This window comes from Quyinboa ferrireducens (genome assembly GCF_042436675.1).
Taxonomy (GTDB): domain Bacteria; phylum Bacteroidota; class Bacteroidia; order Bacteroidales; family UBA5342; genus JBHJHP01.
The window spans coordinates 22,188-46,929 of the sequence record NZ_JBHMVA010000004.1 but is presented as its reverse complement, the minus strand read 5'-3'; the positions used below and the strand labels follow the sequence as shown (position 1 = coordinate 46,929).

Below are 24,742 nucleotides of genomic sequence, written 5' to 3'. Positions count from 1 at the left end.
TATGAAACGTTTTTTTTTAGTATTTTTTTGTTCACTTATTCTCTCAGTTGCAGGCTTTTCTCAGGAAGCTTACCGTATTCATTCAGATTTTTTGTTTAAATCGAAAGGTCTGGACAGTTTATTCCGGGTCACTAAGGGAGAAGTATTTTTTGATAAAAATATAAAGACACTTGTATTCAAAAATACATTTCCTAAACGGGAAACATATGTTATTAAAGATACGCTTTTGTACGTTTATCATGGTGACACGTTAACGGAAACCAGAAAAAACATCATCCCGCCCGAACATACAATGTTCAGTTATTTGCTGAGTAGTACGTTTGCTAATTACGGATTAGAAAGTGCCGGATTTCAGATAAACAACGTTGAGAAAAAGAAAGGTATTGTTGTTACATCATGGTTGCCTAGCGGTATTATTGGTAAATACGTAGGAAAAATTCTTGTTGCCAATAAGGACAAACGCCTGTATTCTGTAGTTATCTACGATAAGGATATGAAAATATTAAGTCGCCAGATATTTAAAAAGTATGAAAGCATTGATGGGACAGAAATTCCCAGTGAAATTTTAAGTGTAACCTATTACAACGACTCATCCCAATACATGCAGATAACAAACCTGGCAAACATCAAACTGAATGAGAGTAGCAACGAATCACTGTATAATTTTAAAATTCCTGATCTGTGAAACTTAAATACTTTATCATATTAGGCTTCATAGGCATCTGTATTGACATTTCGGCTCAAAACAATGAAAAACAGGATTTAAAAGATCTTTTTGAGGTTTCGGAACATACGTCTTACAATGGCTATATCAAAAACAGTTCCAATGAGCTGGAATTCACAGCTGCTGTTTTATTTGTAGGGTACAAAACATTCTTTTCTTCACAGGATATGCAATCCTGTGTGTTTTATCCCAGTTGTTCAGTTTATGCCGTTGAATGCCTGCGTCAGGAACCATTTCCTAAATCTGTATTTAAAATTTACGATCGTCTTACCCGATGTCATCCGTTTGCATCACCTAAATATTATAAAATTCATGAATCAGGACAGTTTTATGATCCGGTTAAAGAATAGTCTCCTGCTTTTTTTGCTGTTTTTTTCCCTAAATGTATTGTCCCAGACAGCATACGACTTTGAGCATTCGCTCAAATTCGGTCAGTATCTATTCAATACCAATCAATATAATCTGGCGGCACAGGAATTTGAACGTGCCGTATATTTTCAGCCTAAGGATTCGGTCAGCAATTTTATGTTGTTTAAAACTTATTCTATACTGAACCAAAAAGACAAAGCTCTGATTGCCTACAGGAACTATTCAAAAGATTATGATCTCAAACTGATGCCGGACAACTACGGCACCCTGTATGCCAGTTTATTAATTAAAGATGGGGATTATGATGAATGCATGTCATTCATTGAAAAGAACTGCTGTCTTTCTTATAAATCAAAATATATCGTTTCTACCCGATTGGTTGAAAAAGACTGGCAGGAAGCCTGGGATGCAGCTGAATTATTGAATGGAAATGAACCTAATATTTCTCCACTATTAAATCTTGTGGATGAAAGCAAAAACCTGAAACTCAAACATCCGGCACTGGGAGCGGTATTTTCTGCTATCATACCGGGAACCGGTAAAGTGTATGCCGGGGCATGGCAGGATGGGCTTGTCGGTTTTTTTATGACCTCAATATCAGGATTTCTGGCCTACAGGGCATACGATAAATACGGCATAAAAAATCCTTACCCCTGGTTTTTAGGAGCCATGGCCATAGGATATTATTCGGGAAATGTATATGGTGGCTATAACACAGTAAGAAAGTACAACCTTTCAAAAGAAGATGAAATTGTTAATAAAACGAAGTTATATATATCTGATTTTTAGTCTGCTTACCTTTTCAACCTATGCTCAGGTAGGTGATCAGGCATACAGTTTTGCCAGACAGCAATTTGAAAAAGGAAATTTCAGTGATGCAGCCAGGGAATTTAACCGTGCAATTTTTCTTGGTACAACCTATACTGCTGAAAGTTACAGAAGTATTGGTGAATGTTATTTTAAAACAGGTTCATACGGCCTTTCAGACATATTTCTGGACAAAGCTTACTTTGCACAAAACAATGACAGCATAAAGACCGAGATTCTTTTACGAAAAACATATTCAAATATTTTAAGAAAACGGTTTTCTAATGCATATTATGAGCTGGTGAATGTAGATTCACTTTATGATAATGTTCAGACAGAAACATTTTGGTTTTACCTGGGTGTTGTATATTATGGGATGGATGATTTTGAAAATGCCAAAGCCAGTTTTGCAAAAAACTTAACACCCGAAGACATGAATCAACTGGATGCAGAATTTGCATACCTTAAAAAAATGCAAAAAAGACATCGCCCGGGGAAAGTTGAAACCATGAGCTATTTATTACCAGGATTAGGACAGATTCACACCGGTAATATAAAGGATGGTATTAATTCATTTGTATTGTTAAGTGCATTAATGTACGGAATGGTACAGGTGGGAATCATTTACTCAGGATTCGATGGACTGTTTTTGTTCGGCCCCTGGTTTCAGCGATACTATATGGGAGGAGCCGAAAAAGCCAAACATATGGCAGAACATAAACTGATGGAAGTAAAAAACGACGTATTTAATCATATTCTTGAAATTGGTAAAGCGCATCAATAAATACCTCTTTCTGGTCATAATAATAACATCACAACTGTTCGTATCAGAAATGCAGGCTGGGCAATTTAAACTTGACCAACTGGACTCCATAGTCAGCCTCATTTACAACTTCAGATTCAAAGAAGCCCGTGAACTTACGTATACCATACATACGGATGATGAATACAAGGTTCTGCCCTATGCCTATTCATATTACTGGGAGTACCTGAGTGGAAACGAAGAAGAATTCAATATTAAGACCTGTACCAATTACCTTCGTTACAAACCCACACCTGGAAATGATGACTCTTTGAAACGTGTGTATGAAGTTTCGGTAAACCTGTTGAAACTAAGAGTAAATATTTCAAAATCAAATTATATTGCCCCCCTTTTGCTTTTTGATGATATCAGGCAGTTTTTTAACCAGTATGATCCGGAACCAACTGATGATTTCAACATGCTTTACTGGGGCTTATTTAACTACTACATTACATATGCCAGAGAAAATGCTTTTGCAGCAAGGTATATCCTGAACGACTGGCCTGAATCAAATAAAAGGTCGGGTATTATAATGCTCGAGAATCTAAAAAATTCACCATCCGTTTTTGTAAGAACTGAAGCTTTGTATTTTTTGGTCCGCATTTATTTTGAAGGAGAAAAGAATTTCGACCAAGCGTTAAAAAATGCTAGGGAACTTGTCGCATATTACCCAAACAACTACATTTATAAATGGTTCTGCTTAAGAATTTTAAAAGCAAAAGGTGATACAAACGAGTTGAACCGCAGCCGTCAGGCATTTCTGGACGACTTATTGCAGTCAGATTTTTACTCCGAACAGCAAAAATCACACTTCAAAAGACTATTAACAAGTATATAATTGTGTAAAATTTAAATAAATATAATATTGATTATGATTATGAAACAGATTTTTTTCATTCTGGCATTAACAGCTTTGGTTACTGGATGTAAACCTTCTGATACAGCTGAAATTATGGGTAATATTTCAAATGCAGGCGATGCCACTGTATATATCAGAAGTAATGTGACCGGCGATATTGATACGCTGCAATTATCAAATGGAAATTTCAGCGATGTTGTAAAAATAGACAATGGACAGTTTCTCAACCTAATCGTTGACCGTTATGGAATTTTGGTCTATGCAAAACCCGGTGATAAGATTACAATTAATTTCGATTTAAACGATCTGAAAGCAAGAAAATTTGATCTGGTTACTGTTCAAGGTAGTCCTGAAACAGAGTTGACTCTAAAGGTAATTGATAATTCAGACCAGGTTTCAATACAGCAATTATTGGCATATCCTGCTAAAAAATTTGACAATTATCTTCAAAATCAGCTCAATAAGAACTTCGCATTGATTGACAGCTTTAAAACTGCATATAAGCTTCCGCAGGATTTTACAGATATGTTAAAAATGTATGCGAATATTAACGTGGTTCAGAAATACAAATATTTCCCCGTTTATCATACGCGTTTTGCACCTGAGGATACAGCTGCGGTTCCGGAATCTTTTGCATTGGTTGGAGAAGACATCCCACTGAATAATATGACATATTATAAATACCTTCCAAATTACAAAGGCTTTGTTTTAAATGAATACCAAATGAAAATTGACAATGCTTTAGGCGATTACAAAGCTGACGAAGAATCAGATGAATATCTTAACAAAACAATCGATGCTATAGCTGCTCTGGATGCTGCTCCTGAAATTAAAAATGATCTGGCCAAAAATGTTTTCAGCATGTATGCAAGAATGACTGACAGTCAGAAAGCCATAGCTGAAAAACGGTATTTAGATGTACTATCTAATGATAAAGACATTGACCAGTTCAGAAAGCAAATAGAGAAAATGAGTGCTTTAAAAGCTGGTAAACCCGCACCCGGTTTTGCTTATCCCGACATAGATGGAAATACGCTATCCTTGGATCAGCTTAAAGGGAAAGTAGTATTTGTGGATGTATGGGCAACATGGTGTGGTCCGTGTAAATATGAGATTCCCTTCCTAAAAACTCTGGAATCAGAACTTCATAATAAAGATATTGCATTTGTGAGTATTTCGATAGATGATGATAAAGACGCATGGGAAAAAATGGTAAAAGATGAAAACCTGCAGGGATATCAAATCTTTGCTGATAAAGCATGGGAATCAGATATTGTTAAGAATTATCTAATCAGGGGAATTCCAAGGTTTATAATGATTGATAAAAATGGGAACATTATTGACATCAATGCTACCAGACCTTCGGATCCAACAACAAAAGAAACGCTTCTTAAATATGCAAATATGTAGTATTGCAAAATCATATAAGAAAAACGCCGCGGTGAACTTACTGTGGCGTTTTTTATAATCACATTTAATTTTTAAGCTGACGTTAGCGTTTTATCCATTTAATCAGTTTAGGCAGCCTGTTAATTTTTATATGAAAATATTTTTCATCTGTTGAGCCAAAGCCTTTATAAAAACGTGCTATTCCAGGGATATCAGAACCTTCAAAATCCAAAATCATTTTAGTTCCTGCATAGTTATCAATTTGCTTCTTCACGATATATGCCATTGCACCGGTGGATTTGGCTTCGTCTTCAGCTGCTGAAAACAAGTATATTATACGTGACGCCGATTTCTGAAAATATGTTCCACCCAAACAATTATTCCCGGAATCATACGCATAAAGAAGCTCCCCCGATCCGGTACGAATGCCGGATTGAATTACGTTTCTAATGTTCACTGCAATATTATCATCAAAGCGGGAATTGTATTTTCTTTGCTTAAACCGGGTGTAAGTATCTATTATAGGTTCAGGGTTATCTGACGTCTCAACTCTGACATTCTGCTTTTCTGCTTTTTTAATATTTCGTTTGGTGTTTGTATTAAAACAGGAAAACAGTCCCGCTTTACTTTGCGACAGATCAAGAATCACATTTGTATGAGAATAAATTTCTGCGTTTTTCAATACAGGTTCAAAAGGCAAATAAATTTTAAAATCAAGATACCTGAACTTTGCAGGAATGGCTTTCATAAATTCACGAAACAAAACATTATCAGGCTTCAAACCATAAATGGTGGTATATTGCATGAATGGTACATTCAGCACATAGCTCAAACCTGCCTTTTTTGATGTAACAAGTGGCATAACCGCCTTATAATCATCAAGTACCAAGCCACACCATCCAGGTGTAACAATATCCAGATACCAGCAATATCCATAAGCGGTTTCATGCCATGACCCGGAAATGGCATTATCCCATTTCTTTATGTCTATTTCTTTTCCTGACAAAAAACGGATCATAAGGCAGCTACTTTAAATATGTGTTTAAGAACCTCTTTCCAGTTGTGCCAGTCTCCGGGGCCTTCAAGCGAAGAATTATGCCAGATAAAAATAAACTCCCCATGATTTTTTTTGACAACTTCAACAAGATTATTCACATGCAACTTTGCAGCTTCCACATCAAGTTTCATATGATCCTTTAATGTACCGTCCATCACCATGAATGGCTTTAAGATCAGTCCGGTTTCAGTATTCGAAGTCAGATCAAAAAACGGGAAAGGATGACAGGTTCCTGCCCTGAATCCAGTAGCATGAGCGTAACCAATGGAATACTCCTGTTCAATTCCTTTTTCAGCAAGTTTTTGAAAAGTATCCGGAAAAGTCAACTTCAGATAATGTTGACGTGTAGCAACAGGTTTTCGTTTTAGAATCTTTTCGAACAGCTCAAATTCATATGTGAGACTTTCCGGATCTGAATTTGAATGATACGAGGGATGCAACCCAACCTCAGCCCATTCATCTGTATCGGATATAAGATTCTTCATTAGTGGCAGAAGAGGATACAGGTTTTTATCATAGGTATTCCTTACTCCAAGCTGAAAGAAAAAAACCGGTTTCACGGCAGCATCATTACTTACCTTTTTAATTTCTGCATATGTATCATAAGGATCCTTTTCTAAACCGGTATTAACCCGGAAACGTTCTCTGAACGAATTGAAATTTCGCTTAGTTAAATCTCTCGCGTAACCTGCCAGAGTTAGCCAGAAGGGTCTTCCAAGGTATGCAAATGCCACATCCACATCAAATGTAGGCTGAAACCGGTATGATGGAGGATTTATTTCCAAACCAAATTTTTCAGAGAGTATTCTCCCAAAGGAAAAAATCCACTCATCCACAACCGGCCTGTCAATGAGTCCCAGTTTATACAGGATACTATTTTCAGGTTTAAAACGACCATGCGTATCAGGATCCGTATTGTAATATTCCTCATACCTTGAAACAACGTAAAACACTGCACTGAATACATCTGATTCAAGCATGAATTCACCCCTGGCAGAAAACATACCATCCTTAAATTCAGGCAATTCATCCCTTAGGATATCCTCCTCCAGAAAGCCAGAATTAAAAATAACAGGTTTGTTTTTTATTGGTTTCGAGACATATGCAATTACTGACGCTTCAGAATTGAGATATTCAGGATCATCCACCCATTTGAACGGAATACCTAATCTGTCGCTAAATAATCGTGCAACAAAACTATGTCGGCTGGTTATGTGTTCTGCATACAGGAACATAAATCAAAAATAATGATAACCTCTTGATTTATTCATAAAAACGTTATGTTTATTTGAAAGAATCGGGTAGTTTAGTTGATTTTGTTCCTTATTTTGCGAATTACATTCAGTGTTACAAAGATGTTATTATATATTAAATGTGTATTAATTAATGGTTTTTTTTATCTTTGTTTGTCAGTCATAAGATTATAAAATAATGAGTGATAAAAAAGTAGCTATATTTCCGGGAAGCTTTGATCCGATAACCGTTGGACACGAAGCCATAGTAAGAAGAGGTCTTGTACTTTTCGATGAAATCATTGTAGCCGTTGGTTACAATTCCAATAAAAGTACCTACTTTTCGTTAAGTACCCGTATGGCTATGATAGAAAAGGTTTTCGAAGATGAGCCCACAATTACAGTTCGTGGTTACGACGGACTTACAGTAGAGTTCGCACGGGATGCCGGTGCTCAGTTTATTCTGAGAGGAATAAGAACCTCCGCAGATTTTGAATACGAACGTGCCATAGCACAGGTCAACAAAAAAATGACCGGTATTGAATCTGTTTTTTTACTAACAACACCAGAGCAAACACCTGTAAATTCAACTATAGTCAGGGATATTTTAAGACATGGCGGAGATGCATCTATGTTTCTGCCTGAAAAAATTAACATTAAGGATTTTATTTAAAACAGAGACGGATGGGAAGGATTAGTGTTGCAGTGCTTCTTTGGTTGATTTTATTTTCTGTTCAGGCGCAGAATGACAGTAAGGCACCTATTAGTAGTGACTACCAGAATTATCTGGAACATCCTGAACTGTACAAGGCATATCGCCCCTCTCCTTTCAATGTTCACTATTCAGATCTAGAACTGAAAAGTGCTGAGATGTTACCTGAAGCATTTGATCTTAGAGATGTTAATGGCACTAATTATATATCCTCTGTCAAAGATCAGGGAATTTATGGTACCTGCTGGGCATTTGCAGCGTCAGCCTCTCTGGAATCCTATTGGTTAAAACTCGGTTTACCTGAAGTAGCACTATCTGTTCGAAATTTTGCCAATTGTCACGGTTTTGAATGGTCTCCGTTTGACGGAGGGAATGCCTTTATAGCCTCGGCCTATCTGACACGTTTATCCGGTCCGGTTTATGAATCAGCTGATCCGTATTCCAATATGAATGTGGAAGGGTGCAAATCGATTACAAATAAATCAGACTATCCGGCTTATGTGACTCAAATGTACACCGCTACCGGTATTGAAAACATCAAACAGCTGATTATGAAATACGGCGCTGTAGCTACGAGCATGAGCACCAACAATTTCTATACGCATTATAATTCAACATCGCATACATATTATTACAACGATGTCCAGCCAATTGATCACGGAGTTACTATAATTGGATGGGATGACAATATGATTGTCAATAATATTTCTACAGGCAATCCTCCGGGAAAAGGTGCATGGATCATTAAAAATTCCTGGGGTGCAGATTGGGGACTTAATGGTTATTTTTATGTGTCATACTACGATAAATATGTTGGAAAGGAAATTTCACTTTATCCGGGTAGAATAGAAACTGAAGAAGTTGATACGCTCTACCTTTATGACAGGCTTGGAGCAATTACTTCATGGGGTTTAAAAGATGCAGAAAACCGTGAAATAGGTTATGCACTTGTAAAATTCCATGCTCCCAAAACACAGGTTATCAATCGTATCGGTTCATATGTAAATACCGGAGGAACAATTATGGATGCAGTAATTGCCAAAAACTGGGATGGTGCAGAATTACTGGATACCATTGAGGTACTACCGACCAAAATTTGCCGTTTCCCTGGTTACCATTCATTTGAAATGGCATCAGAAATTGACTCCGGAGACTTTTATGTACAAATAAGGTATGAAACGCCGGGATATAACTGGCCTATTCCAATTGAAACAGTTGAATCAGGTTTCTCAAATCCACGGATTGAACCGGTTGGTTATGAATGGATAAGTAGTGACGGTATTAGCTGGGAAGATGTTGGGATCACCACCGACAATGATTTTGATCTTTGCGTAAGAGCTTATGCTAAAAATATGTCTGCACCTGTGGCTGGTATTGTTGCCGAAAGGCCGAACTACTGTATTAATAATGATATTACACTGATAAATACCAGCGTTGGAAATGTGGATTCATTCAAGTGGATTTTGTATAACGAAAATGTGGCATTCGATACATTAATGAGCTATACAACGGATGAAGACTTAACCTACCATATAAATGATGTTGGATTCATCGACGCAAAACTGATAGCATACAGTTTGTTGGGAAATGATACAATTACCAAATATCAGGTACTGGAAGTTGTGTCTGAACCGGAAATATTTATGATAAATGGTACTGGCAGCGATATTGTAGCACGCGGGAAACCAGTTACTATCATTGCTCACGGGGCAGATGATTATATCTGGCCTGCGACATCAGACTATCCTGAAACAGCAGGTGCTATATTGACCTTTGATATCCAATCACCTGATTTATGGATTAAAGTCAAGGGTATGCTGGGGAATTGCGAAACATGGGATAGTATTGAAATTCAGAGTGTTGTAGTTCCTTATGACGATATTGCAGATGCTTATGAGTTAACTATCAATGTATTGGAGGGTCCCTTTAGCAACGCCTATGCAACCGTTCAGGCAAATGAACCGGCACCTGAAGAAGGTGATTGCAACAACCAGATAGACTGGTGTTCAGAAGGTGGTCTCCAGAACAGCATATGGTTGAAGTTCAAAGCCCCAATGACAGGCAAAGCTAGTATAATATCAACTGGTTTTGACAATCAGCTTGCACTTTATGATGCCGTTTCTACAGGAACATGGGAGGATATTATGAGTGGCAATAAGACCGACTATACGTTACTGGCTGCCAATGATGATGCCCATAGTTCAGATTATTCAGCTGAAATATTTACAGTGTCAAACCTGACTCCGGGTAAAACTTACTGGATTCAAATGGATGGCTCTGCCGGTGGAGAAACTGGTGAAGCCTATATTCAGGTTAAAACCGAACTACCAACCTTCGATGATTATCCTGTGAATGTTTACCCGTCAATCATTTTGGATACGTTGATATTTGATTTAAAAGGAATGACTGAAACAGGAGCAGATTTAAATATCTACGACCTGAATGGCAGGGTTGTATTCAATAAACATATTGACAGGTCCATAACAGATCAGACCATCTATGATGAGACAAAATACGGTATGTTTTATTTAAAGAATCCTAACTTGCCAAGAGGAATTTACATTATTGAAGTCAAATCTGATAACTTCCATTATATCAATAAGTTTGTGTATTGAAATTTCCTTATTTCTAATTTTGGCACACCATTTGCTTTAATGTTTTCAAGCGCGCTGATAAGTTTAACTTAAAATCAGTAGTCATGAAAACAAAAACAAATTACAGAGTACTCGCGATAATGTTAATGGTAGCATTTACATTATCAGGCGTAAGAGCTCAGGAAAGAAACAGAGCCAGATCTCATGAAAACAAGAAAGAGAACAGGAATAACAGAGCTGAGCAAAAAAAGCATCACTCTACCTATACATATAAAGACTATAATTACACCAACAACCATCATAAAAAAAACGGACCTGTTGTTTTTAATAACAGACCTGTAAAGTTTAGAAGCGAAAGAGTTTATCACAGACGCTTACCGGTTCAGAGGCCTCCTCACCTGGTAGCAAAACTCCCAAGAAACTTTTTAGCAGTTCATATTGATGGATGCAGGTATTATGTAAATGAAGGTCGTTATTACAGACATATTCCGAACAGAGGATTTATTTTGGTTGAGCGTCCGACACACATCAAAGTATTACCCGCTGGTGTTGTTAAAGTAAGAATAAACGGAAACTTTTATTTCAGATACCATAATATTTTATTCGAATGGACTCCCTGGGGTTATCGGATTGTTTAAATGTTGAGTTTTGTTTGGCTTAGTCCAGAGTGGTGATTGCTTATCGCGTGATGCGATAACACAAAGGCCGGATCAATCCTGATCCGGCCTTTTCTGAACTTTATTTAAAGTCTATTTTTTATCCTCTTCTGCTGATTCGCTATCAGTTTCCTCTTCCTTATCTTCTTCTTCGTCCATTTTTAACAGATCATTCTCTAAAAGAAGATTAAACCATACCAGTACTTTTTTCATATCTGAAACATAAACACGGTCACGATCATACTCTGGTAAAATCTCTTCAAAGTATTCCTTTAATTCATCTCCCGAGATTTTCTTTGCATCAGGTGCCGGATTACCTTCACCCTCTTTTTCGATAATAGCCTTAAAGACCTCCGCCAATGAAACTTCTTCAGTTTCCGTAAAAATCGCAATATCTTCCAACGATATTACTTTGGCGAATGAATGAGCCGGAATGCGTTTCCCGTCCAACAACGATTCAACAATAATGCTGTTTTTACCCTGCGTAATCATTTTGTAAAGTCCGGGTTTTCCTGATATTGATAATATTCCTTTTAACATGTGTTTGTTTTTTTAAACTCGGCAAAAATAACATTTAGAAATAAAATTAAAAACAATGAAATGATAATTCATTAAACGTTGCCCGTGAAACACTATTACCTGGGCAAAAATTAATTCATTCCACGCTCCTTTTTAATCTTTTCATATGCCTCGTTAACTTTCTGAAACTTTTCTTTTGCCTGAAGAACTACTTCCTCACTTAAATGATTTACTTTATCGGGATGAAACTTAACCGCCATTTTACGATATGCCTTTTTCACTTCATCATTTGTGGCATCTCTTTCTATTTCAAGAACTTTATACGGCCAGTAAACATCCGTTACAAACATTGATTTAATTGAATTAAAATCGCTGTCCGTTATGTTAAAATACCCTGCAATTCTTTGGAGGAGCTCCAGCTCTTTCGGATCAACATGACCATCGGCAGCAGAAACGCCAAATAACAAATGTAATAACTGTAACCGGGATGGATGATCAATATTATGCGTGATCTGAAGACACACATCGCGAACGGGAATATTTTGTTTGATAAGATCGCCCAACATCCTTACAGCTTCCCTGGCTGCCTCAGGCCCAAACATGCGTACAAAATTATCCTTAACATAATCGAGTTCTGATCGCAAAACCTTACCATCAGCTTTCATAACAGCTGCTATCAATACCAAAAAGGAAATATTAAAATCTCCTCTGGTAGCATTAGGCTGATAAGTTTGTTGCCTTGATCCCCGATATGACTGATACCCCTGAGCTTTTGCTCCTGTTTTCATCTCGTCGACCACATATCCCAATGCAGCACCAATAACGGCACCTATGGGTCCGCCACCAAGAATAAAACCAAGACCTCCTCCTATCCAGCTAAATCTTCCCATTAATTCAATTGTTAAATTAGCGCGTTAAAAGTACATATTTTAAACGAATTGATACTTCAACGGAATTATCAATTAAGACATTTTAAGACAGATAGTCATGCAACCATCCATTTTATATTACAATCTTTAATGTAAATTTTGACTCATGCGCACATTGTTATTAATCATACCATTACTTACTTTACTATCGTGCTGTGATCACGATCCGGTAAATTATTCAGATGATTATATTTATCTGAACGATACAACTCTATTTGCCTATCAGCAAACAAGAATCAACACCTCTGAAGGATTTACAATTACCTTTGATAGCGTAATAACCGATTCCAGATGTCCGTTAAATGTGGAGTGTGTGTGGGAAGGAAATGCAGCGGTAGAGTTTTCCTATGCCGGAAATAACATGGATACTACTTTTGTGCTGAACACCTACGGCGATAAACTGTTTCCCGATACTGTCATTGTGGGCAATCTCCTTTTTAACCTCTTATTGGTTGAGCCTTATCCTGAATTTCCTAATCAAACTTCCATAGAAGATTACAGGTGTTCCTTAATCGTTAAGAAAGTTAACTAACGGGGGCATCATGTGACAAATTACTACCAAACCGTTCCGACACAATACCTATTATTTCATTGGCCGATGTTTCAATTGGCTTATTGGTTACATTAATTGTTGTAAAGCCTCCCCGTTCAACAATCAGATTAAAATTTCTGATTTCCTGGTTCACTGCTATGGAATCAATATATTTTGAGTTACTCAGATTATTCATTTGAGCCAATCGCTTATATCGCTGTGCGATAAGACTCTGTGGCGAAATTTTTAATGCAAATACCCGCTGGGGATCAATCTGAAACAACTCTTCAGGTGGCTCAATTCCCATTACGATTGGCACATTAGCAACCTTCCAACCGTACATAGACATATAAACACTCAACGGCGTTTTTCCGCTTCGCGATAGTCCGATAAGAACAATTTCCGACTTCAGCAATCGGTTATGATTTAAACCGTCATCATGATTCATGGCAAACTCAATCGCTTCAATCCGATCAAAATATTGGGCATTAATTCTACGGTATAATCCTGGCACATTCACGGACTTCAGTCCCAACTCATTTTCCAGAAAGTCAGCCAGCGGCCCCATAAAATCAATGTGATCTACCTTGTTATTTTCACAGGCCGTCACAAGAATCTTTCTCAGGTTTCCGTTAACCATTGTGTGACACAAAAGTCCGTTGTTATTCTTCACCTTTTTAACTACCTCTTCTATTTTCTCCCTGCTCTGAACATTCGGTATTATATTTACAGGAATTTTATTGTCAGGATATTGTATAATAAGCGATTGTACCATGGTATGTCCTGCCACTCCTCTACCACCGGATACGATAAAAATGGGTCGTTTTAAATTTTCGTTATTGGGCATAGGCATTAATATTGTTATTTTTACAAAACAAATCTGAATTTATAAAAGTTTATAACGTAATCATCCTTAGCATGAAAAACATTACTATTCTATTCCGAAGTAAAAAAGGGACCACTAATGCCTTTGCAAGAGAAATTGGATATTATTTAAAACAGAAAGGGAATGATGTAACTGTAAAGTCAATTGATGATTACAGTGATAAACTGGTTCAAAAGGCTGATATTGTATTTTTAGGTTGCTGGACCCAGGGCATGTTCCTGATGTTTCAGCACCCAGACAAGGAATGGAAACAATTTGCGAAACACTTGCCTCCACTAAAATCAAAGAAAATAGTACTCTTTACCACCTATAAAGTGTATACCGGCAAAATGTTTAAGTCAATGCACAGTCATTTAAAAGATAAAATAAGTACTATAGAAGCAACTATCAAATCCAGAAATAACCGTTTATCGGATCAAAACAAGCACATACTTGATACATTAGTTGATTAATCCTTGCCCAGCTTCCCGTTAAACTTACGCCATATTCCCAGTGGATTCCCATCTTTCAGCTCATCCGGGAGAATTGATTCGGGTGCATTCTGAAACGCAACCGGCCGCACAAACCTAAGAATGGCATCCGGGCCAACAGATGTAAAACGACTGTCTGTGGTTGCCGGGTAAGGTCCGCCATGCTGAATAGAGGTGGTCACTTCTACTCCTGTAGGAACTCCGTTAAAAATTAATCGTCCGGCTTTATCCAATAACTTATTAATAAGATCACCTGTTCTGCTAAAATCTTTCTCTGAACCAAATACCGAGGTGGTAAGCTGACCTTTCTGTAATGCTGCAAATTCTTTCATCTCATCTATGTTTTCACATATAACCAGCAGAGAAAAAGGCCCGAATATTTCTTCGTGCAGTAACGGATTTGTTTTAAAGATCTTAAACGGAACCGTTGCAACTCCGGGCATACCAGAGTTTTCTGTCCTATCCGAACGTACAGATCGTTGTGTCAGTAAAGTGACTCCCTTTTGCTGCAATGCCATTTCAAGTTTCGAGAAATAATTGCCGGCGATACCAGCACTTAACATAACAGACGGAATAACCTTTTGAAACTCTTCTTCCAAAACAGCTGCAAAACTCTTTAATGCATTACTTTCAATTCCAACCATTAACCCGGGATTTGTACAAAACTGTCCAGCCCCAAGAGTAATAGAGGCAGCCATTGTTTTGGCCAATTGTGCATCGTTTTGATGCAAAGCATCTTCAAGTAAATAAACAGGATTAGTACTACCCATTTCAGAAAAGACCGGTATAGGCACCTCCCTCTCATTTGCCAGTCTCCACAAAGCCATACCTCCATTGTAGGATCCGGTAAATCCTACGGCTTTTGTATCAGGATGCTTCACGAGTTGTTCTCCTACACTGAATGAATTATCATTCAAAGAAGAAAAAACGCCATCAGGCATTCCTGTTCGCTCTGCAGCTTTTGCAATAGCATCCGCCACCATTTCATTTGTTCCGGCATGTGAGGGATGAGATTTTACTATTACAGGGTTCCCGGCAGCCAGTGCTGAAGCGGTGTCACCTCCAGCCGTGGAATAAGCCAGCGGAAAATTGCTGGCCGTAAATACAACAACAGGCCCAATGGGTAAATACATCCTGCGCAAATCAGGTTTCGGATTAGGCTTTCTGTCCGGATCACCCAAATCGATACTGGCATTTACCCACGAACCTTCTTTAATATGGTCGGCGTACAATCTAAGCTGTAACATGGTTCTGGTTCGTTCACTTTCAATTCTTTCCGGCGATAAGGCTGTCTCAACAGATGCACGCCTCACTAAAGCATCTCCCAAAGCCATTATTTCTTCAGCAATAGCCTCCAGAAAGGCAGCTCTTTTAAATGCAGGGACTTTTCTGTATGCGATAAAAGCGTCCTTTGCTTTTTGCATAGCCAGGTTTACCTCATCCACGGTTGCACAAAAAAATGTCCCTTCCAGCGCTTCATTTTTTGTGGGATCCGTTGTGATGTATGTGATAGAACCTGTACTACTTAAATTTTTACCAATTCTGTTTTTCCCATGTACCATCATGTACTAATTTAATTTAAACAACCAGCATTGCACCTTACTTACAAAACTTATACGAATTTAAGGCATCCTTTTATTAATCAAAAAAGCAAATTATAAATTCTTAACAAACTATTTACAAATACGTGTTGATTTTACATTAATGTTATAATAATTTTATATTTTTAGATGTGATTTTGATTTTCTCATGTTTACAAGGAATGAAAATTAAATTTTAACTATTCCTTCTCTGATATTACGAAAATTTAAAATCTGCCGGTTAACATTCATGGATGGAGAATTATTTGTACGATAATATTGAAGAATTTGGAACTAAGGATATTCTTTTTTTCTATTATGCTCAAAAGAATAATTTATGGGGAATTCTGGATATTGACTACGAAGAACTGATTCCTTGCAGATATGCTGAAAAACCTGATCTGGCGTTTTTTGATGAATTGTTTAAATCTAAGGTTTCTCAGCAACAACCACAAAAACTGTTTTATCCTGATTATTATGCTTACGAAATGGTTTTTAAAGCTAAAAACGAAGATCATAGGTATGCTGTATTTTTTATTCAGAAACAATTAATGCCTGAAGTAAAAGTTTTTAAAAATTTCAGCAAACACACCTTTGATGATTTAAAAATTGATACAAAAACCAAAGAGATTCATGTTTCTGAGAACGGAACCAATAAGACATACACATTTGGTTATTTCGAGGAACATTATCTGGACCTTTGAGCACAGGCATTAATTAAATCTTACATCTTTTTTTCAATACGTGGATTTTAATCCAAAAGTGTTAACTATTTGACTTTTAACGCCTAGGACTTTAGATCCACTATATAAATTGCTTTATACTTTTTTAAAAGTAACAAATTCATTAAACTTTTAGGAGAATCTAAATGTTCTTAAAACAAAAATGCCATGAATAATCTCACTACAAAATTAATGGGTGTAGAACTTAAAAACCCACTCGTGCTAGGGGCTTGCAGCCTTTCAAATCATCCCGAAAAATTAAAAGAATTAGAAGAAGCCGGTATTTCAGCCATCGTTTTTAAAAGTTTATTCGAGGAGCAGATCATGCGTGAAGCCTATGAACTGGAAGAACAACTTCATCAGTATGATGATCGAAATGCTGAAATGACTAATTTATTTCCGGTTGTTGAGCATAGTGGCCCGGGTGAACATATGTTAAAATTAAAAGCTGCTGTTGATGCGGTTAGTATTCCTGTTTTTGCAAGTATAAACTGTGTGTATGAACAAACATGGGTGGAATATGCTCAAGCGCTTGCCGACACAGGTATTGCTGGTCTGGAATTAAATTTCTACGACACACCGAAAAAAATTGAACGTACTGCACAGGAGATAGAAGATTATCAGGTAAGAATTGTTGAAGCTGTAAAAAAGGCTACAAATCTTCCGATCCAGATTAAATTAAGCCGCTATTATACAAATCCGTTGAATCTTATTGAAAGACTTGACAAAGCCGGTGCAGATTCATTCGTACTGTTTAATCGTTTATTCCTGCCAACAATTGACACACACAAGGAAGAATTTGCGTTAAGCTGGGATTATACTGAGCCTGAGGAAAGATTATATGCTTTGAGGTTTGCAGGACTCATGTACGGTAAAATTGATGCTGACATTGTCAGCAATACCGGTATTTACACATGGAATGATGTGGTGAGCATGATTTTAGCCGGTGCCAATTCGGTTCAAATTGTAAGCGTAATTTATAAATGGGGATGGAAACATATTCCAACAATACTGGACAGACTGGATGGCTGGATGAACTCAAAAGGTTACAAATCACTGGATGACTTCAGAGGTAAACTGGCCCATATAAATATTAAAGATAAAACGCAGTATACGCGTGCACAATACGTTGATATCTTACTCAAACAAAAACCATTGTTTTTAACAGAAGATATCCGTTAATTCAAATCAATCATTTAAAAAAGAGCGTTGCATCCCTGCAACGCTCTTTTGCTTTTATTGTGCTATTGTTTATTAATTACATGTTCGGTGTAAACCCGTCTTAACCATTTCATAATAAAGAAAATTACCAGAAATGCGCCAAATGTTAGCACAGCATTGGTCAGGAAGAAGTTGGACTTTTTCTCAAAAAGATCCCACATCCCGGAAAGTACACCCGACAGTTTATTACCAATAGCTGTTGACAGAAACCAACCTCCCATCATCAGGGCGGCAATTCGCTTTGGGGCCATTTTTGATACCAGAGATAATCCCATTGGACTCAAACACAATTCACCAATGGTAATTACTCCGTATACACCAAAGAGCCAGAAAATGGAAGCTTTATCCATACCATTTTTTGAAAAGATTGCCGCAGCAACCATAATCAACCATGAAAAGGCTGAAATAAGCATTCCCCAGGCGATCTTACCGGGTGTAGTTGGTTCTTTTTTTCGTCTCCGTAGAAAACCAAAAAATGCCACAACCAAGGGCGTCAACAACACAACAAAACCGGGATTTATAGAAGCCTGCAGTTCCGTAGGCCATAGATTTAATTTACCGTATTTTGACCGTACTTCCTGTGGTACTTTTTCCCATGCTTCCTTTGATACATCTGCTGGTTTTCCTTCCAGATTCCCCGACGGCAAATCACCTGTATAATTGTCAAAATAATAGCTTGGACCTGTTTCAACTCCCTTAGGTTCGCCATGCAAACCTACAATCGCTTTATCACGGGGAACAGTAGATGCCTCCTCTACAATTTTAATTTTACTTAATACCATTTCTGTAGTTGGTCCGACATCACGTTTTGTATTGTATTGCGTCCAGTAAGTAAGCGCTGATCCATTCTGATGAAATACAGCCCAAAAAATGATCACCACACCAAAAATTGCCAAAAGAGCTGCAATAGGTTCTTTTTCATTTTTATCTGCCGTACGCCAAACATTATAGAAGTAGTAAAGAACCGGTAAGCAGAAGAAAATAAAAGCATCTGTGGAATCACTTCCGAATATGTTATTCGGGATCAGCCAACCTAAAGCAGCAGCACCAAATGCCGGTAAAAACATGGTTGAGAAGATCCTAAGTAAACTCATGTCATTTTCACGTTTTGGTGCAATCTGATCCGCTTCTTTAAGTTCCGGCGTGGAAAAGTTTCCGTATGTGAACCATATCAATCCGACAAACATTCCGATACCGGCAGCTGCAAATGCCCAGCCCCAACCATAGGTCAAACGCAGGTAGGCAGCCACAAAGTTGCAGACAAAGGCACCTATATTTATACCCATATAAAAAATATTAAAACCGGAATCCTTTCTGGCTTCAAATTGAGGTTTCTCATAGAGTTTTCCCAGTAAAACAGAAATATTTGGTTTAAACAAACCGTTACCCAGTATAATTAATAGTAACGACAAATAGAAAAACATCATGTTATCAGGAATGGATAATCCGATATAACCCAGAGCCATTAATGTACCTCCAATGTATATGGAAAGCCTGTATCCAAATACCCGGTCGGCTAACAAACCACCGAAAAAAGGAGTCAGGTAAACCAGTGCAAGGTAGGTGCCATAAATATCAGCAGCTTCAAACTTACTCATTCCCAGGCCGGGAAATGTTGCACCTTTCGAACCCGTCATATACAGGGTAAAAATACCAAGCATTAAATAGTAACCAAACCGTTCCCACATCTCGGTAAAAAACAGGATCATTAGACCTCTTGGATGATGTCGTTCTTTGCTCATTGTAATGTGTTTAGATGTTAAATGAAATACCTATAAAAACAAATGTAATTAAATAATTCTTTTAAGATTCACAACGTGATAAAAGTCATATTGCCAAATAACAAAAAGCCCCGGAATAACCGGGGCTTTTTGTTATTTCATCAGTTTGTCACACTATTTAATACCTTTCATCATTTTCTTCAACCAGGGTGTCAGTGTTAATAAAATTACTGCCACAATAGCTGACTCAATAGCAATAAACCAAAAAACCTGCACCTCTCTTCCTAGAGTATCTTCAAGTTTTATAGAGATTGCCTTCATTTGTGAAGCAACAAAGTTTCCTGCCGCAAAAGATCCCATCCAGATTCCCATCATTGTGGATACAATTTTAGGAGGTGATAATTTTGTAACCATTGACAATCCAATTGGAGACAAACACAACTCACCAAACGTATGTAACAAAAACACCATAACTAACCATAATGGACTAACCTTCAATATCGAATCACCACCAACTGATCTATCATAAGCAAATGCCATGATAACAAAACCAAGACTCAGCAACACCATACCCCACACAAACTTCATTGGAGTATTAGGATTTAATTTTACCTTATCCAATTTAAGCCATAAAATGCTAAATAGTGGTGCAAATAAGACAATGAAAAGTGCATTTACACTCTGAAACCACGTCGCAGGAATTTCAAAATTCCATATCATCCGGTCTAAATTGTCTCTTGCAAAAATACTAAATGTCGTACCTGCCTGCTCAAAACCGGCCCAAAAGAAAACATTAAACACTGCTAATACAACAATTACAGCTACTCTACTCCACTCTGTTTTTCCACTAGTATTTCTAACAATACTGGTCAATAAATATACCAGTGCACCCCCACCAAAGATCCAGATTAACCAATCCTTTACCTCAACATTAAGAGCTCCCCACAAATAAATAAAACCAAAGATAGTGCCAACGATGGCAATGACGTAAGAAACAACACTTAGCCAATCTTTCAAAATTAATCTGTTACGTTCTGATTTTACCTTTGGAGGCATACCAATTGATCCAAGAGTATGGCTTCTTACCAAAAACCAAGTTGTACCAATTAACATACCTATACCTGCAGACATAAAACCATAATGCCAGGCTACCTGCTCTCCAAGCTTTCCTGCAACAAGGGGAGAGAGAAATGCTCCAATATTGATCCCCATGTAGAAGATGGTAAAACCGGCATCTTTTCTAGGATCAGAATTGTCATACAGCTCTCCAACCATTGTTGAGATATTAGGTTTAAAGAATCCGTTACCCAAAATTAAAACACCTAAACCAACAAAAAACAGAGTACCTCTAAAACTATCTATATTACCCGATGACATTGCACTTGCAGATAACATAAACTGACCGATCGCCATTGTTATTCCACCTATATAAATAGTCTTTCTTTGACCTAATACTTTATCAGCCAATATACCTCCCAGGAGTGGAGTAACATAAACTAGCCCCGTAAATATTCCATAAATTGTAAATGCATCTAATTCAGCAATATTAAATCCTCCACCAATAAAAGTATCTGTCAAAAAATAGACAAGAAGAGCCCGCATGCCATAATAACTGAAACGCTCCCACATTTCAGTGGCAAAAAGTGATGATAATCCTAATGGATGGCCAAAAAATGCAATATCCTTATTCTTATTCATGATTTTGTTGTTATTTGTTTTTCATTTTGACTTACAAAAATATCATTTTTTTACTTCGTTGTCCCCTTTTCACAATACTCTCTCCAAATTTCCTCAAACTCGCTTATCATCATTGCTGTCGCACCCCACAGTTTTTCACCGTGTAAATCATAAAAAGGTGCTTCAATAGAAAAGGTTCCTTTTACGAATGTAAAAACATCTTTTTTACCGGGATCAGTAAATAAACCAAGATCAGCTGTTATCACTTCTTTAACCTCACCCGGATCGGGAATAAATACTGGTTCATAACCAATAAAACCTACATAAGGTTCAACCACAAAACCGCTTACCGGAATCTGAACAGTAGTCAGCTTTCCTAAAATCCTTACATCTGTAGGATTCACGCCAACCTCTTCAAATGTTTCGCGTAAGGCGGTCACCGACAAATCGGCATCCTCTTTTTCCTTCTTCCCACCCGGAAGACTTATCTGACCACTATGAACCCCGTCATAATCAGTGCGCTTAATAAATACAGTGTTCCAGTTCCCGTTTTTTTTAAACAGCAACAATAACACTCCGCTCATAACAGGATAGTCCATCGGCTGGAACCGGTTTGATCTGCCTGATGGAGGAACCATTTTCAGTTGAGCCTCTTGTCCTGGAAGTTCTTCTTTTAAACGTTCATGTAACCAGTCCGGAAATGCCATCATATCACTCAAATTTCATGGATTTTGAGGGATTAATACGCGTTATAATATAGGAAGGTAGTACCATCATCAGAACAATCATAAGCATTGAACCGGCATTTAAAGCCAGAACATGCCACAGTTTTAAATTAATCGGAACCGTGTCAACATAATAACTTTGTGGATCGAGCGGGATAAACTGGAAATAGTATTGTGCTAAACAAAGTAAAACTCCAATCACGTTGCCCCACAATAAACCCTTTATAATAAGGAAAGCAGCATTGTATAAAAAGATCTTTCGTATGGACCAGTTTCTGGCACCAAGAGATTTAAGCAATCCAATAGTGCTGGTGCGTTCCAGGATCAGAATCAGCACTCCCGAAATCATATTAAAGGATGCAACAGTAAGCATTAAAGCAAGAATGATCCAAACATTCATATCCAGTAAATCGAGCCATCCAAAAATATCGGGATGCAACTCTTTAATGGTGCGTGAAAGCAATGAAGAACCTTTGTCATCGAATTTATTAGCCGTTTTCAGAAAAACTTCTCTTCCAATCTGATCCAAATGGTCGAAATCGTCGATTATAATCTCAAAACCGCTCACCTGATCATCATCCCAGTTATTTAATTTCTTTATATGCCGGATATCAACCAGAACAAATAATTTGTCGAACTCAGGGAAATTGGTTCTGAATATACCTTTCACATAAAAACTACGGGCTCTTATCTTGTCCTGAAAAAAGAACGTATTGAATTTGTCCCCCAGTTTCAGATGCATCATCTTAGCCAGGCGCTCTGAGATCATCACACTGTCATTCCGCACACCACTTCCAAACTGAACCGGTTTTCCACTGATCAGGTTCTGATCTATAAACGTATGATCAAAGTCCTTATCAAATCCTTTCAGAATAACGCCCTGAACAGCATCACCATGCTTTATTATTCCGGGTTTAGTGGCATATGATTGTACCTTTTTAATTCCCTTAATACCATACAGGGACTTGACAAATGAAGAATCCACGCGGATGGGAACAGTTTCAAAACTGTTATTATTATCGAAGTTTGAAATACGAATGTGTGAACCGAATCCAATGACCTTTTCGCGGATTTCTTTTTTAAAACCGGTAACAATCGCTACTGCAATAATCATTACAGCAAGGCCAAGCGCAATTCCTGCAATAGCTACTTTTACTGCAGGCCCCGAAAATCTGGTGCTTTCCGAATTACCTTTATATATGTGTTTTGCTATAAAATACTCGAGATTCAACGCTGAATGAATTTTCACAAATGTAGAAAAAAAAGACGCTGTTTAAAATGCAGCGCCTCATATAAAATGTTAAGTGTTTTCTAAATTGTTCTTCCCGGATAAACTTTTAAAGCTTCCTCAAGTATAATTACACTTTTGCGTAAATCTTCCTTATTCAGCACATAAGCTATCCTCACCTCATCTCTGCCAAGATCCGGTGTGGTGTAAAAGCCGGACATTGGTGCCATAAAAATGGTTTCATTGTTTAGCCTGTAATCACTTAACAGCCATGCGCAAAAGCGATCAGCATCGTCAATCGGTAAACGTGCCACACAATAAAATGCACCCATTGGAATCGGACAATACACGCCATTAATCCGGTTCAGACGGTCAACCAGAAATTTTCGTCGCTCCACATACTGATTATAAACATTCAGCATGTACTCCTGAGATGTTCCAAGGGAAGCCTCTCCGGCTATTTGACCAATCAATGGAGGACTTAGCCTGGCCTGGCAAAATTTAATTACATTATCCTTAACAGCCTTATTTTTTGATACCAAAGCACCAATCCGGATCCCACATTCACTGTAACGTTTGGAAACAGAATCGAACAGAATCACATTATCTTCAATTCCTTCAAGATGAAAAGCTGATATATAAGGAGCACCTGTATAACAGAACTCACGGTAAACCTCATCTGAAAACAGGAATAAATCATATTTCTTTACCAGATCCCTGATGCTGTCCAGCTCCTTTTGCGTATAAAGGTAACCTGTTGGATTATTCGGATTACAAATCATAATTCCTTTGGTCCTGTCGGTTATCAACTCTTCAAACTTTTCAACCGGTGGCAAGGCAAATCCATCCTCTATGTGCGATGGAATGGTTTTTATGATAGCACCGGCAGCAATGGCAAACGCAGTATAATTGGCATATGATGGTTCCGGAACAATAATTTCATCTCCCGGATCAAGACACGACATGAATGCAAATGTAACTGCCTCACTTCCACCAGTTGTTACGATAATATCTTCGGCTGTAACATCAATATTAAAAGTATGGTAATATTCCGCCAGCTTTTTACGATAGCTCAAATATCCTTCACTGGGTGAATATTCCAGCACAGTACGCTGGATATTCCGAATAGCTTCTAATGCTTCCGGTGGCGAAGGTAAATCAGGCTGTCCGATATTAAGGTGATAAACCTTTACACCCTCCGATTTTGCCTGATCTGAAAGAGGCCCCAATTTACGAATCGGGGACTTCGGCATACGTATTCCTCTGTCTGAAATTATTGGCATAAAAACGTTCTAACCCTGATTTTTATCAGTTTTTTAATAGCGAGCAAA

Annotated in this window: 24 protein-coding genes; 13 read left to right on the top strand and 11 right to left on the bottom strand. The window is 37.7% G+C overall.

The window, feature by feature from the left end; genetic code table 11:
* Position 1: 1 nt before the first annotated feature.
* The 6 genes from ACE01N_RS08185 to ACE01N_RS08160 are packed head-to-tail and all read left to right on the top strand — an operon-like array spanning position 2 to position 4,971.
* On the top strand, positions 2–685 hold the full coding sequence (locus ACE01N_RS08185; protein ID WP_380586939.1) for a hypothetical protein: 684 nt from the start codon (positions 2–4) through the stop codon (positions 683–685).
* Positions 682–1,074: a membrane protein insertion efficiency factor YidD gene (gene yidD, locus ACE01N_RS08180; RefSeq protein ID WP_380586936.1), complete on the top strand. Its 393-nt coding sequence runs from the start codon at positions 682–684 to the stop codon at positions 1,072–1,074. Before ACE01N_RS08185 ends, yidD begins: the two co-directional genes overlap by 4 nt.
* A complete protein-coding gene (locus ACE01N_RS08175) occupies positions 1,037–1,882 on the top strand; it encodes a tetratricopeptide repeat protein (protein WP_380586933.1) in 846 nt (281 codons plus the stop codon). The genes yidD and ACE01N_RS08175 overlap by 38 nt, the downstream gene beginning before the upstream one ends.
* Positions 1,839–2,684 carry a hypothetical protein gene (locus tag ACE01N_RS08170; protein WP_380586930.1) on the top strand — a complete coding sequence of 282 codons (846 nt, stop codon included), beginning with the start codon at positions 1,839–1,841 and terminating at the stop codon, positions 2,682–2,684. The genes ACE01N_RS08175 and ACE01N_RS08170 overlap by 44 nt, the downstream gene beginning before the upstream one ends.
* Complete coding sequence (locus tag ACE01N_RS08165; RefSeq protein WP_380586927.1) at positions 2,659–3,540, top strand: hypothetical protein; 882 nt, start codon at positions 2,659–2,661, stop codon at positions 3,538–3,540. Before ACE01N_RS08170 ends, ACE01N_RS08165 begins: the two co-directional genes overlap by 26 nt.
* 39 nt (positions 3,541–3,579) lie before the next feature.
* The gene (locus ACE01N_RS08160; RefSeq protein WP_380586924.1) at positions 3,580–4,971 is read left to right on the top strand and encodes a redoxin family protein; all 1,392 of its coding nucleotides are present in this window, start codon (positions 3,580–3,582) and stop codon (positions 4,969–4,971) included.
* Positions 4,972–5,053: 82 nt separating this feature from the next.
* On the opposite strand, the gene ACE01N_RS08155 is transcribed toward ACE01N_RS08160, so the two are convergent.
* Both ACE01N_RS08155 and ACE01N_RS08150 read right to left on the bottom strand, forming a co-directional pair.
* Positions 5,054–5,968, bottom strand: a complete 915-nt coding sequence (locus tag ACE01N_RS08155; RefSeq protein ID WP_380586921.1) for a hypothetical protein — start codon at positions 5,966–5,968, stop codon at positions 5,054–5,056.
* Entirely contained in the window at positions 5,965–7,242 is a 1,278-nt protein-coding gene (locus ACE01N_RS08150; protein ID WP_380586918.1) for a polysaccharide deacetylase family protein, read from the bottom strand. Before ACE01N_RS08150 ends, ACE01N_RS08155 begins: the two co-directional genes overlap by 4 nt.
* A gap of 196 nt (positions 7,243–7,438) precedes the next feature.
* Here ACE01N_RS08150 and coaD point away from each other — a divergent pair, with 196 nt between their 5' ends.
* The 3 genes from coaD (at position 7,439) to ACE01N_RS08135 (ending at position 11,183) form a co-directional block, all read left to right on the top strand.
* Positions 7,439–7,912, top strand: coding sequence for a pantetheine-phosphate adenylyltransferase (gene coaD / locus ACE01N_RS08145; RefSeq protein WP_380586915.1), 474 nt, complete (start codon positions 7,439–7,441; stop codon positions 7,910–7,912).
* An 11-nt stretch (positions 7,913–7,923) separates the two neighbouring features.
* Positions 7,924–10,566 (top strand): C1 family peptidase, encoded by a 2,643-nt coding sequence (locus ACE01N_RS08140; RefSeq protein WP_380586911.1) that lies wholly within the window; start codon positions 7,924–7,926, stop codon positions 10,564–10,566.
* Between the two features lie 83 nt (positions 10,567–10,649).
* Entirely contained in the window at positions 10,650–11,183 is a 534-nt protein-coding gene (locus ACE01N_RS08135) for a DUF6515 family protein (RefSeq protein ID WP_380586908.1), read from the top strand.
* Positions 11,184–11,294: 111 nt separating this feature from the next.
* Here the strand turns inward: ACE01N_RS08135 and ACE01N_RS08130 are convergent, their stop codons facing one another.
* Both ACE01N_RS08130 and ACE01N_RS08125 read right to left on the bottom strand, forming a co-directional pair.
* Positions 11,295–11,741 carry a DUF5606 family protein gene (locus tag ACE01N_RS08130; protein WP_380586905.1) on the bottom strand — a complete coding sequence of 149 codons (447 nt, stop codon included), beginning with the start codon at positions 11,739–11,741 and terminating at the stop codon, positions 11,295–11,297.
* A gap of 110 nt (positions 11,742–11,851) precedes the next feature.
* Complete coding sequence (locus ACE01N_RS08125) at positions 11,852–12,610, bottom strand: TerB family tellurite resistance protein (RefSeq protein ID WP_380586902.1); 759 nt, start codon at positions 12,608–12,610, stop codon at positions 11,852–11,854.
* 145 nt (positions 12,611–12,755) lie between these two features.
* Between ACE01N_RS08125 and ACE01N_RS08120 the strand changes: the two genes are divergently transcribed.
* Entirely contained in the window at positions 12,756–13,181 is a 426-nt protein-coding gene (locus ACE01N_RS08120) for a hypothetical protein (RefSeq protein WP_380586899.1), read from the top strand.
* Here the strand turns inward: ACE01N_RS08120 and ACE01N_RS08115 are convergent.
* Positions 13,174–14,028: a pyruvate, water dikinase regulatory protein gene (locus ACE01N_RS08115; RefSeq protein ID WP_380586896.1), complete on the bottom strand. Its 855-nt coding sequence runs from the start codon at positions 14,026–14,028 to the stop codon at positions 13,174–13,176. The genes ACE01N_RS08120 and ACE01N_RS08115 overlap by 8 nt on opposite strands.
* Positions 14,029–14,099: 71 nt before the next feature.
* Between ACE01N_RS08115 and ACE01N_RS08110 the strand changes: the two genes are divergently transcribed.
* Positions 14,100–14,519: a flavodoxin family protein gene (locus ACE01N_RS08110; RefSeq protein WP_380586893.1), complete on the top strand. Its 420-nt coding sequence runs from the start codon at positions 14,100–14,102 to the stop codon at positions 14,517–14,519.
* Here ACE01N_RS08110 and ACE01N_RS08105 read toward each other — a convergent pair.
* Positions 14,516–16,102 carry an aldehyde dehydrogenase (NADP(+)) gene (locus ACE01N_RS08105; protein ID WP_380586890.1) on the bottom strand — a complete coding sequence of 529 codons (1,587 nt, stop codon included), beginning with the start codon at positions 16,100–16,102 and terminating at the stop codon, positions 14,516–14,518. The two genes, ACE01N_RS08110 and ACE01N_RS08105, sit on opposite strands and share 4 nt — an antisense overlap.
* A 269-nt stretch (positions 16,103–16,371) precedes the next feature.
* Here ACE01N_RS08105 and ACE01N_RS08100 point away from each other — a divergent pair, with 269 nt between their 5' ends.
* Positions 16,372–16,821 (top strand): hypothetical protein, encoded by a 450-nt coding sequence (locus tag ACE01N_RS08100; protein ID WP_380586887.1) that lies wholly within the window; start codon positions 16,372–16,374, stop codon positions 16,819–16,821.
* A gap of 186 nt (positions 16,822–17,007) precedes the next feature.
* A complete protein-coding gene (locus tag ACE01N_RS08095; RefSeq protein WP_380586884.1) occupies positions 17,008–18,021 on the top strand; it encodes a dihydroorotate dehydrogenase-like protein in 1,014 nt (337 codons plus the stop codon).
* A gap of 62 nt (positions 18,022–18,083) precedes the next feature.
* Here ACE01N_RS08095 and ACE01N_RS08090 read toward each other — a convergent pair whose 3' ends face one another.
* From ACE01N_RS08090 to ACE01N_RS08070, 5 genes are all read right to left on the bottom strand, one after another.
* Complete coding sequence (locus tag ACE01N_RS08090) at positions 18,084–19,802, bottom strand: peptide MFS transporter (protein ID WP_380586882.1); 1,719 nt, start codon at positions 19,800–19,802, stop codon at positions 18,084–18,086.
* A 153-nt stretch (positions 19,803–19,955) separates the two neighbouring features.
* Entirely contained in the window at positions 19,956–21,479 is a 1,524-nt protein-coding gene (locus tag ACE01N_RS08085; protein WP_380586880.1) for a peptide MFS transporter, read from the bottom strand.
* A gap of 50 nt (positions 21,480–21,529) precedes the next feature.
* Positions 21,530–22,168, bottom strand: a complete 639-nt coding sequence (locus ACE01N_RS08080; protein WP_380586877.1) for an NUDIX hydrolase — start codon at positions 22,166–22,168, stop codon at positions 21,530–21,532.
* Position 22,169: 1 nt separating this feature from the next.
* Positions 22,170–23,414, bottom strand: coding sequence for an ABC transporter permease (locus ACE01N_RS08075; protein WP_380586874.1), 1,245 nt, complete (start codon positions 23,412–23,414; stop codon positions 22,170–22,172).
* 80 nt (positions 23,415–23,494) lie between these two features.
* The gene (locus ACE01N_RS08070) at positions 23,495–24,694 is read right to left on the bottom strand and encodes a pyridoxal phosphate-dependent aminotransferase (protein ID WP_375728915.1); all 1,200 of its coding nucleotides are present in this window, start codon (positions 24,692–24,694) and stop codon (positions 23,495–23,497) included.
* Positions 24,695–24,742 lie beyond the last annotated feature (48 nt).

Excerpts from the sequence above, each read along its gene's own strand:
- ACE01N_RS08125 (WP_380586902.1), bottom strand. The coding sequence starts at position 12,610 with ATGGGAAGATTTAGCTGGATAGGAGGAGGTCTTGGTTTTATTCTTGGT.
- ACE01N_RS08115 (WP_380586896.1), bottom strand. The coding sequence starts at position 14,028 with ATGCCCAATAACGAAAATTTAAAACGACCCATTTTTATCGTATCCGGT.
- ACE01N_RS08110 (WP_380586893.1), top strand. The coding sequence starts at position 14,100 with ATGAAAAACATTACTATTCTATTCCGAAGTAAAAAAGGGACCACTAAT.
- ACE01N_RS08080 (WP_380586877.1), bottom strand. The coding sequence starts at position 22,168 with ATGATGGCATTTCCGGACTGGTTACATGAACGTTTAAAAGAAGAACTT.
- ACE01N_RS08120 (WP_380586899.1), top strand. The coding sequence starts at position 12,756 with ATGCGCACATTGTTATTAATCATACCATTACTTACTTTACTATCGTGC.
- ACE01N_RS08070 (WP_375728915.1), bottom strand. The coding sequence starts at position 24,694 with ATGCCAATAATTTCAGACAGAGGAATACGTATGCCGAAGTCCCCGATT.
- ACE01N_RS08100 (WP_380586887.1), top strand. The coding sequence starts at position 16,372 with ATGGAGAATTATTTGTACGATAATATTGAAGAATTTGGAACTAAGGAT.
- ACE01N_RS08090 (WP_380586882.1), bottom strand. The coding sequence starts at position 19,802 with ATGAGCAAAGAACGACATCATCCAAGAGGTCTAATGATCCTGTTTTTT.
- ACE01N_RS08135 (WP_380586908.1), top strand. The coding sequence starts at position 10,650 with ATGAAAACAAAAACAAATTACAGAGTACTCGCGATAATGTTAATGGTA.
- ACE01N_RS08085 (WP_380586880.1), bottom strand. The coding sequence starts at position 21,479 with ATGAATAAGAATAAGGATATTGCATTTTTTGGCCATCCATTAGGATTA.
- coaD (WP_380586915.1), top strand. The coding sequence starts at position 7,439 with ATGAGTGATAAAAAAGTAGCTATATTTCCGGGAAGCTTTGATCCGATA.
- ACE01N_RS08155 (WP_380586921.1), bottom strand. The coding sequence starts at position 5,968 with ATGATCCGTTTTTTGTCAGGAAAAGAAATAGACATAAAGAAATGGGAT.
- ACE01N_RS08175 (WP_380586933.1), top strand. The coding sequence starts at position 1,037 with ATGAATCAGGACAGTTTTATGATCCGGTTAAAGAATAGTCTCCTGCTT.
- ACE01N_RS08130 (WP_380586905.1), bottom strand. The coding sequence starts at position 11,741 with ATGTTAAAAGGAATATTATCAATATCAGGAAAACCCGGACTTTACAAA.
- ACE01N_RS08095 (WP_380586884.1), top strand. The coding sequence starts at position 17,008 with ATGAATAATCTCACTACAAAATTAATGGGTGTAGAACTTAAAAACCCA.
- ACE01N_RS08150 (WP_380586918.1), bottom strand. The coding sequence starts at position 7,242 with ATGTTCCTGTATGCAGAACACATAACCAGCCGACATAGTTTTGTTGCA.
- ACE01N_RS08140 (WP_380586911.1), top strand. The coding sequence starts at position 7,924 with ATGGGAAGGATTAGTGTTGCAGTGCTTCTTTGGTTGATTTTATTTTCT.
- ACE01N_RS08105 (WP_380586890.1), bottom strand. The coding sequence starts at position 16,102 with ATGATGGTACATGGGAAAAACAGAATTGGTAAAAATTTAAGTAGTACA.
- ACE01N_RS08170 (WP_380586930.1), top strand. The coding sequence starts at position 1,839 with ATGAAATTGTTAATAAAACGAAGTTATATATATCTGATTTTTAGTCTG.
- ACE01N_RS08160 (WP_380586924.1), top strand. The coding sequence starts at position 3,580 with ATGAAACAGATTTTTTTCATTCTGGCATTAACAGCTTTGGTTACTGGA.
- ACE01N_RS08185 (WP_380586939.1), top strand. The coding sequence starts at position 2 with ATGAAACGTTTTTTTTTAGTATTTTTTTGTTCACTTATTCTCTCAGTT.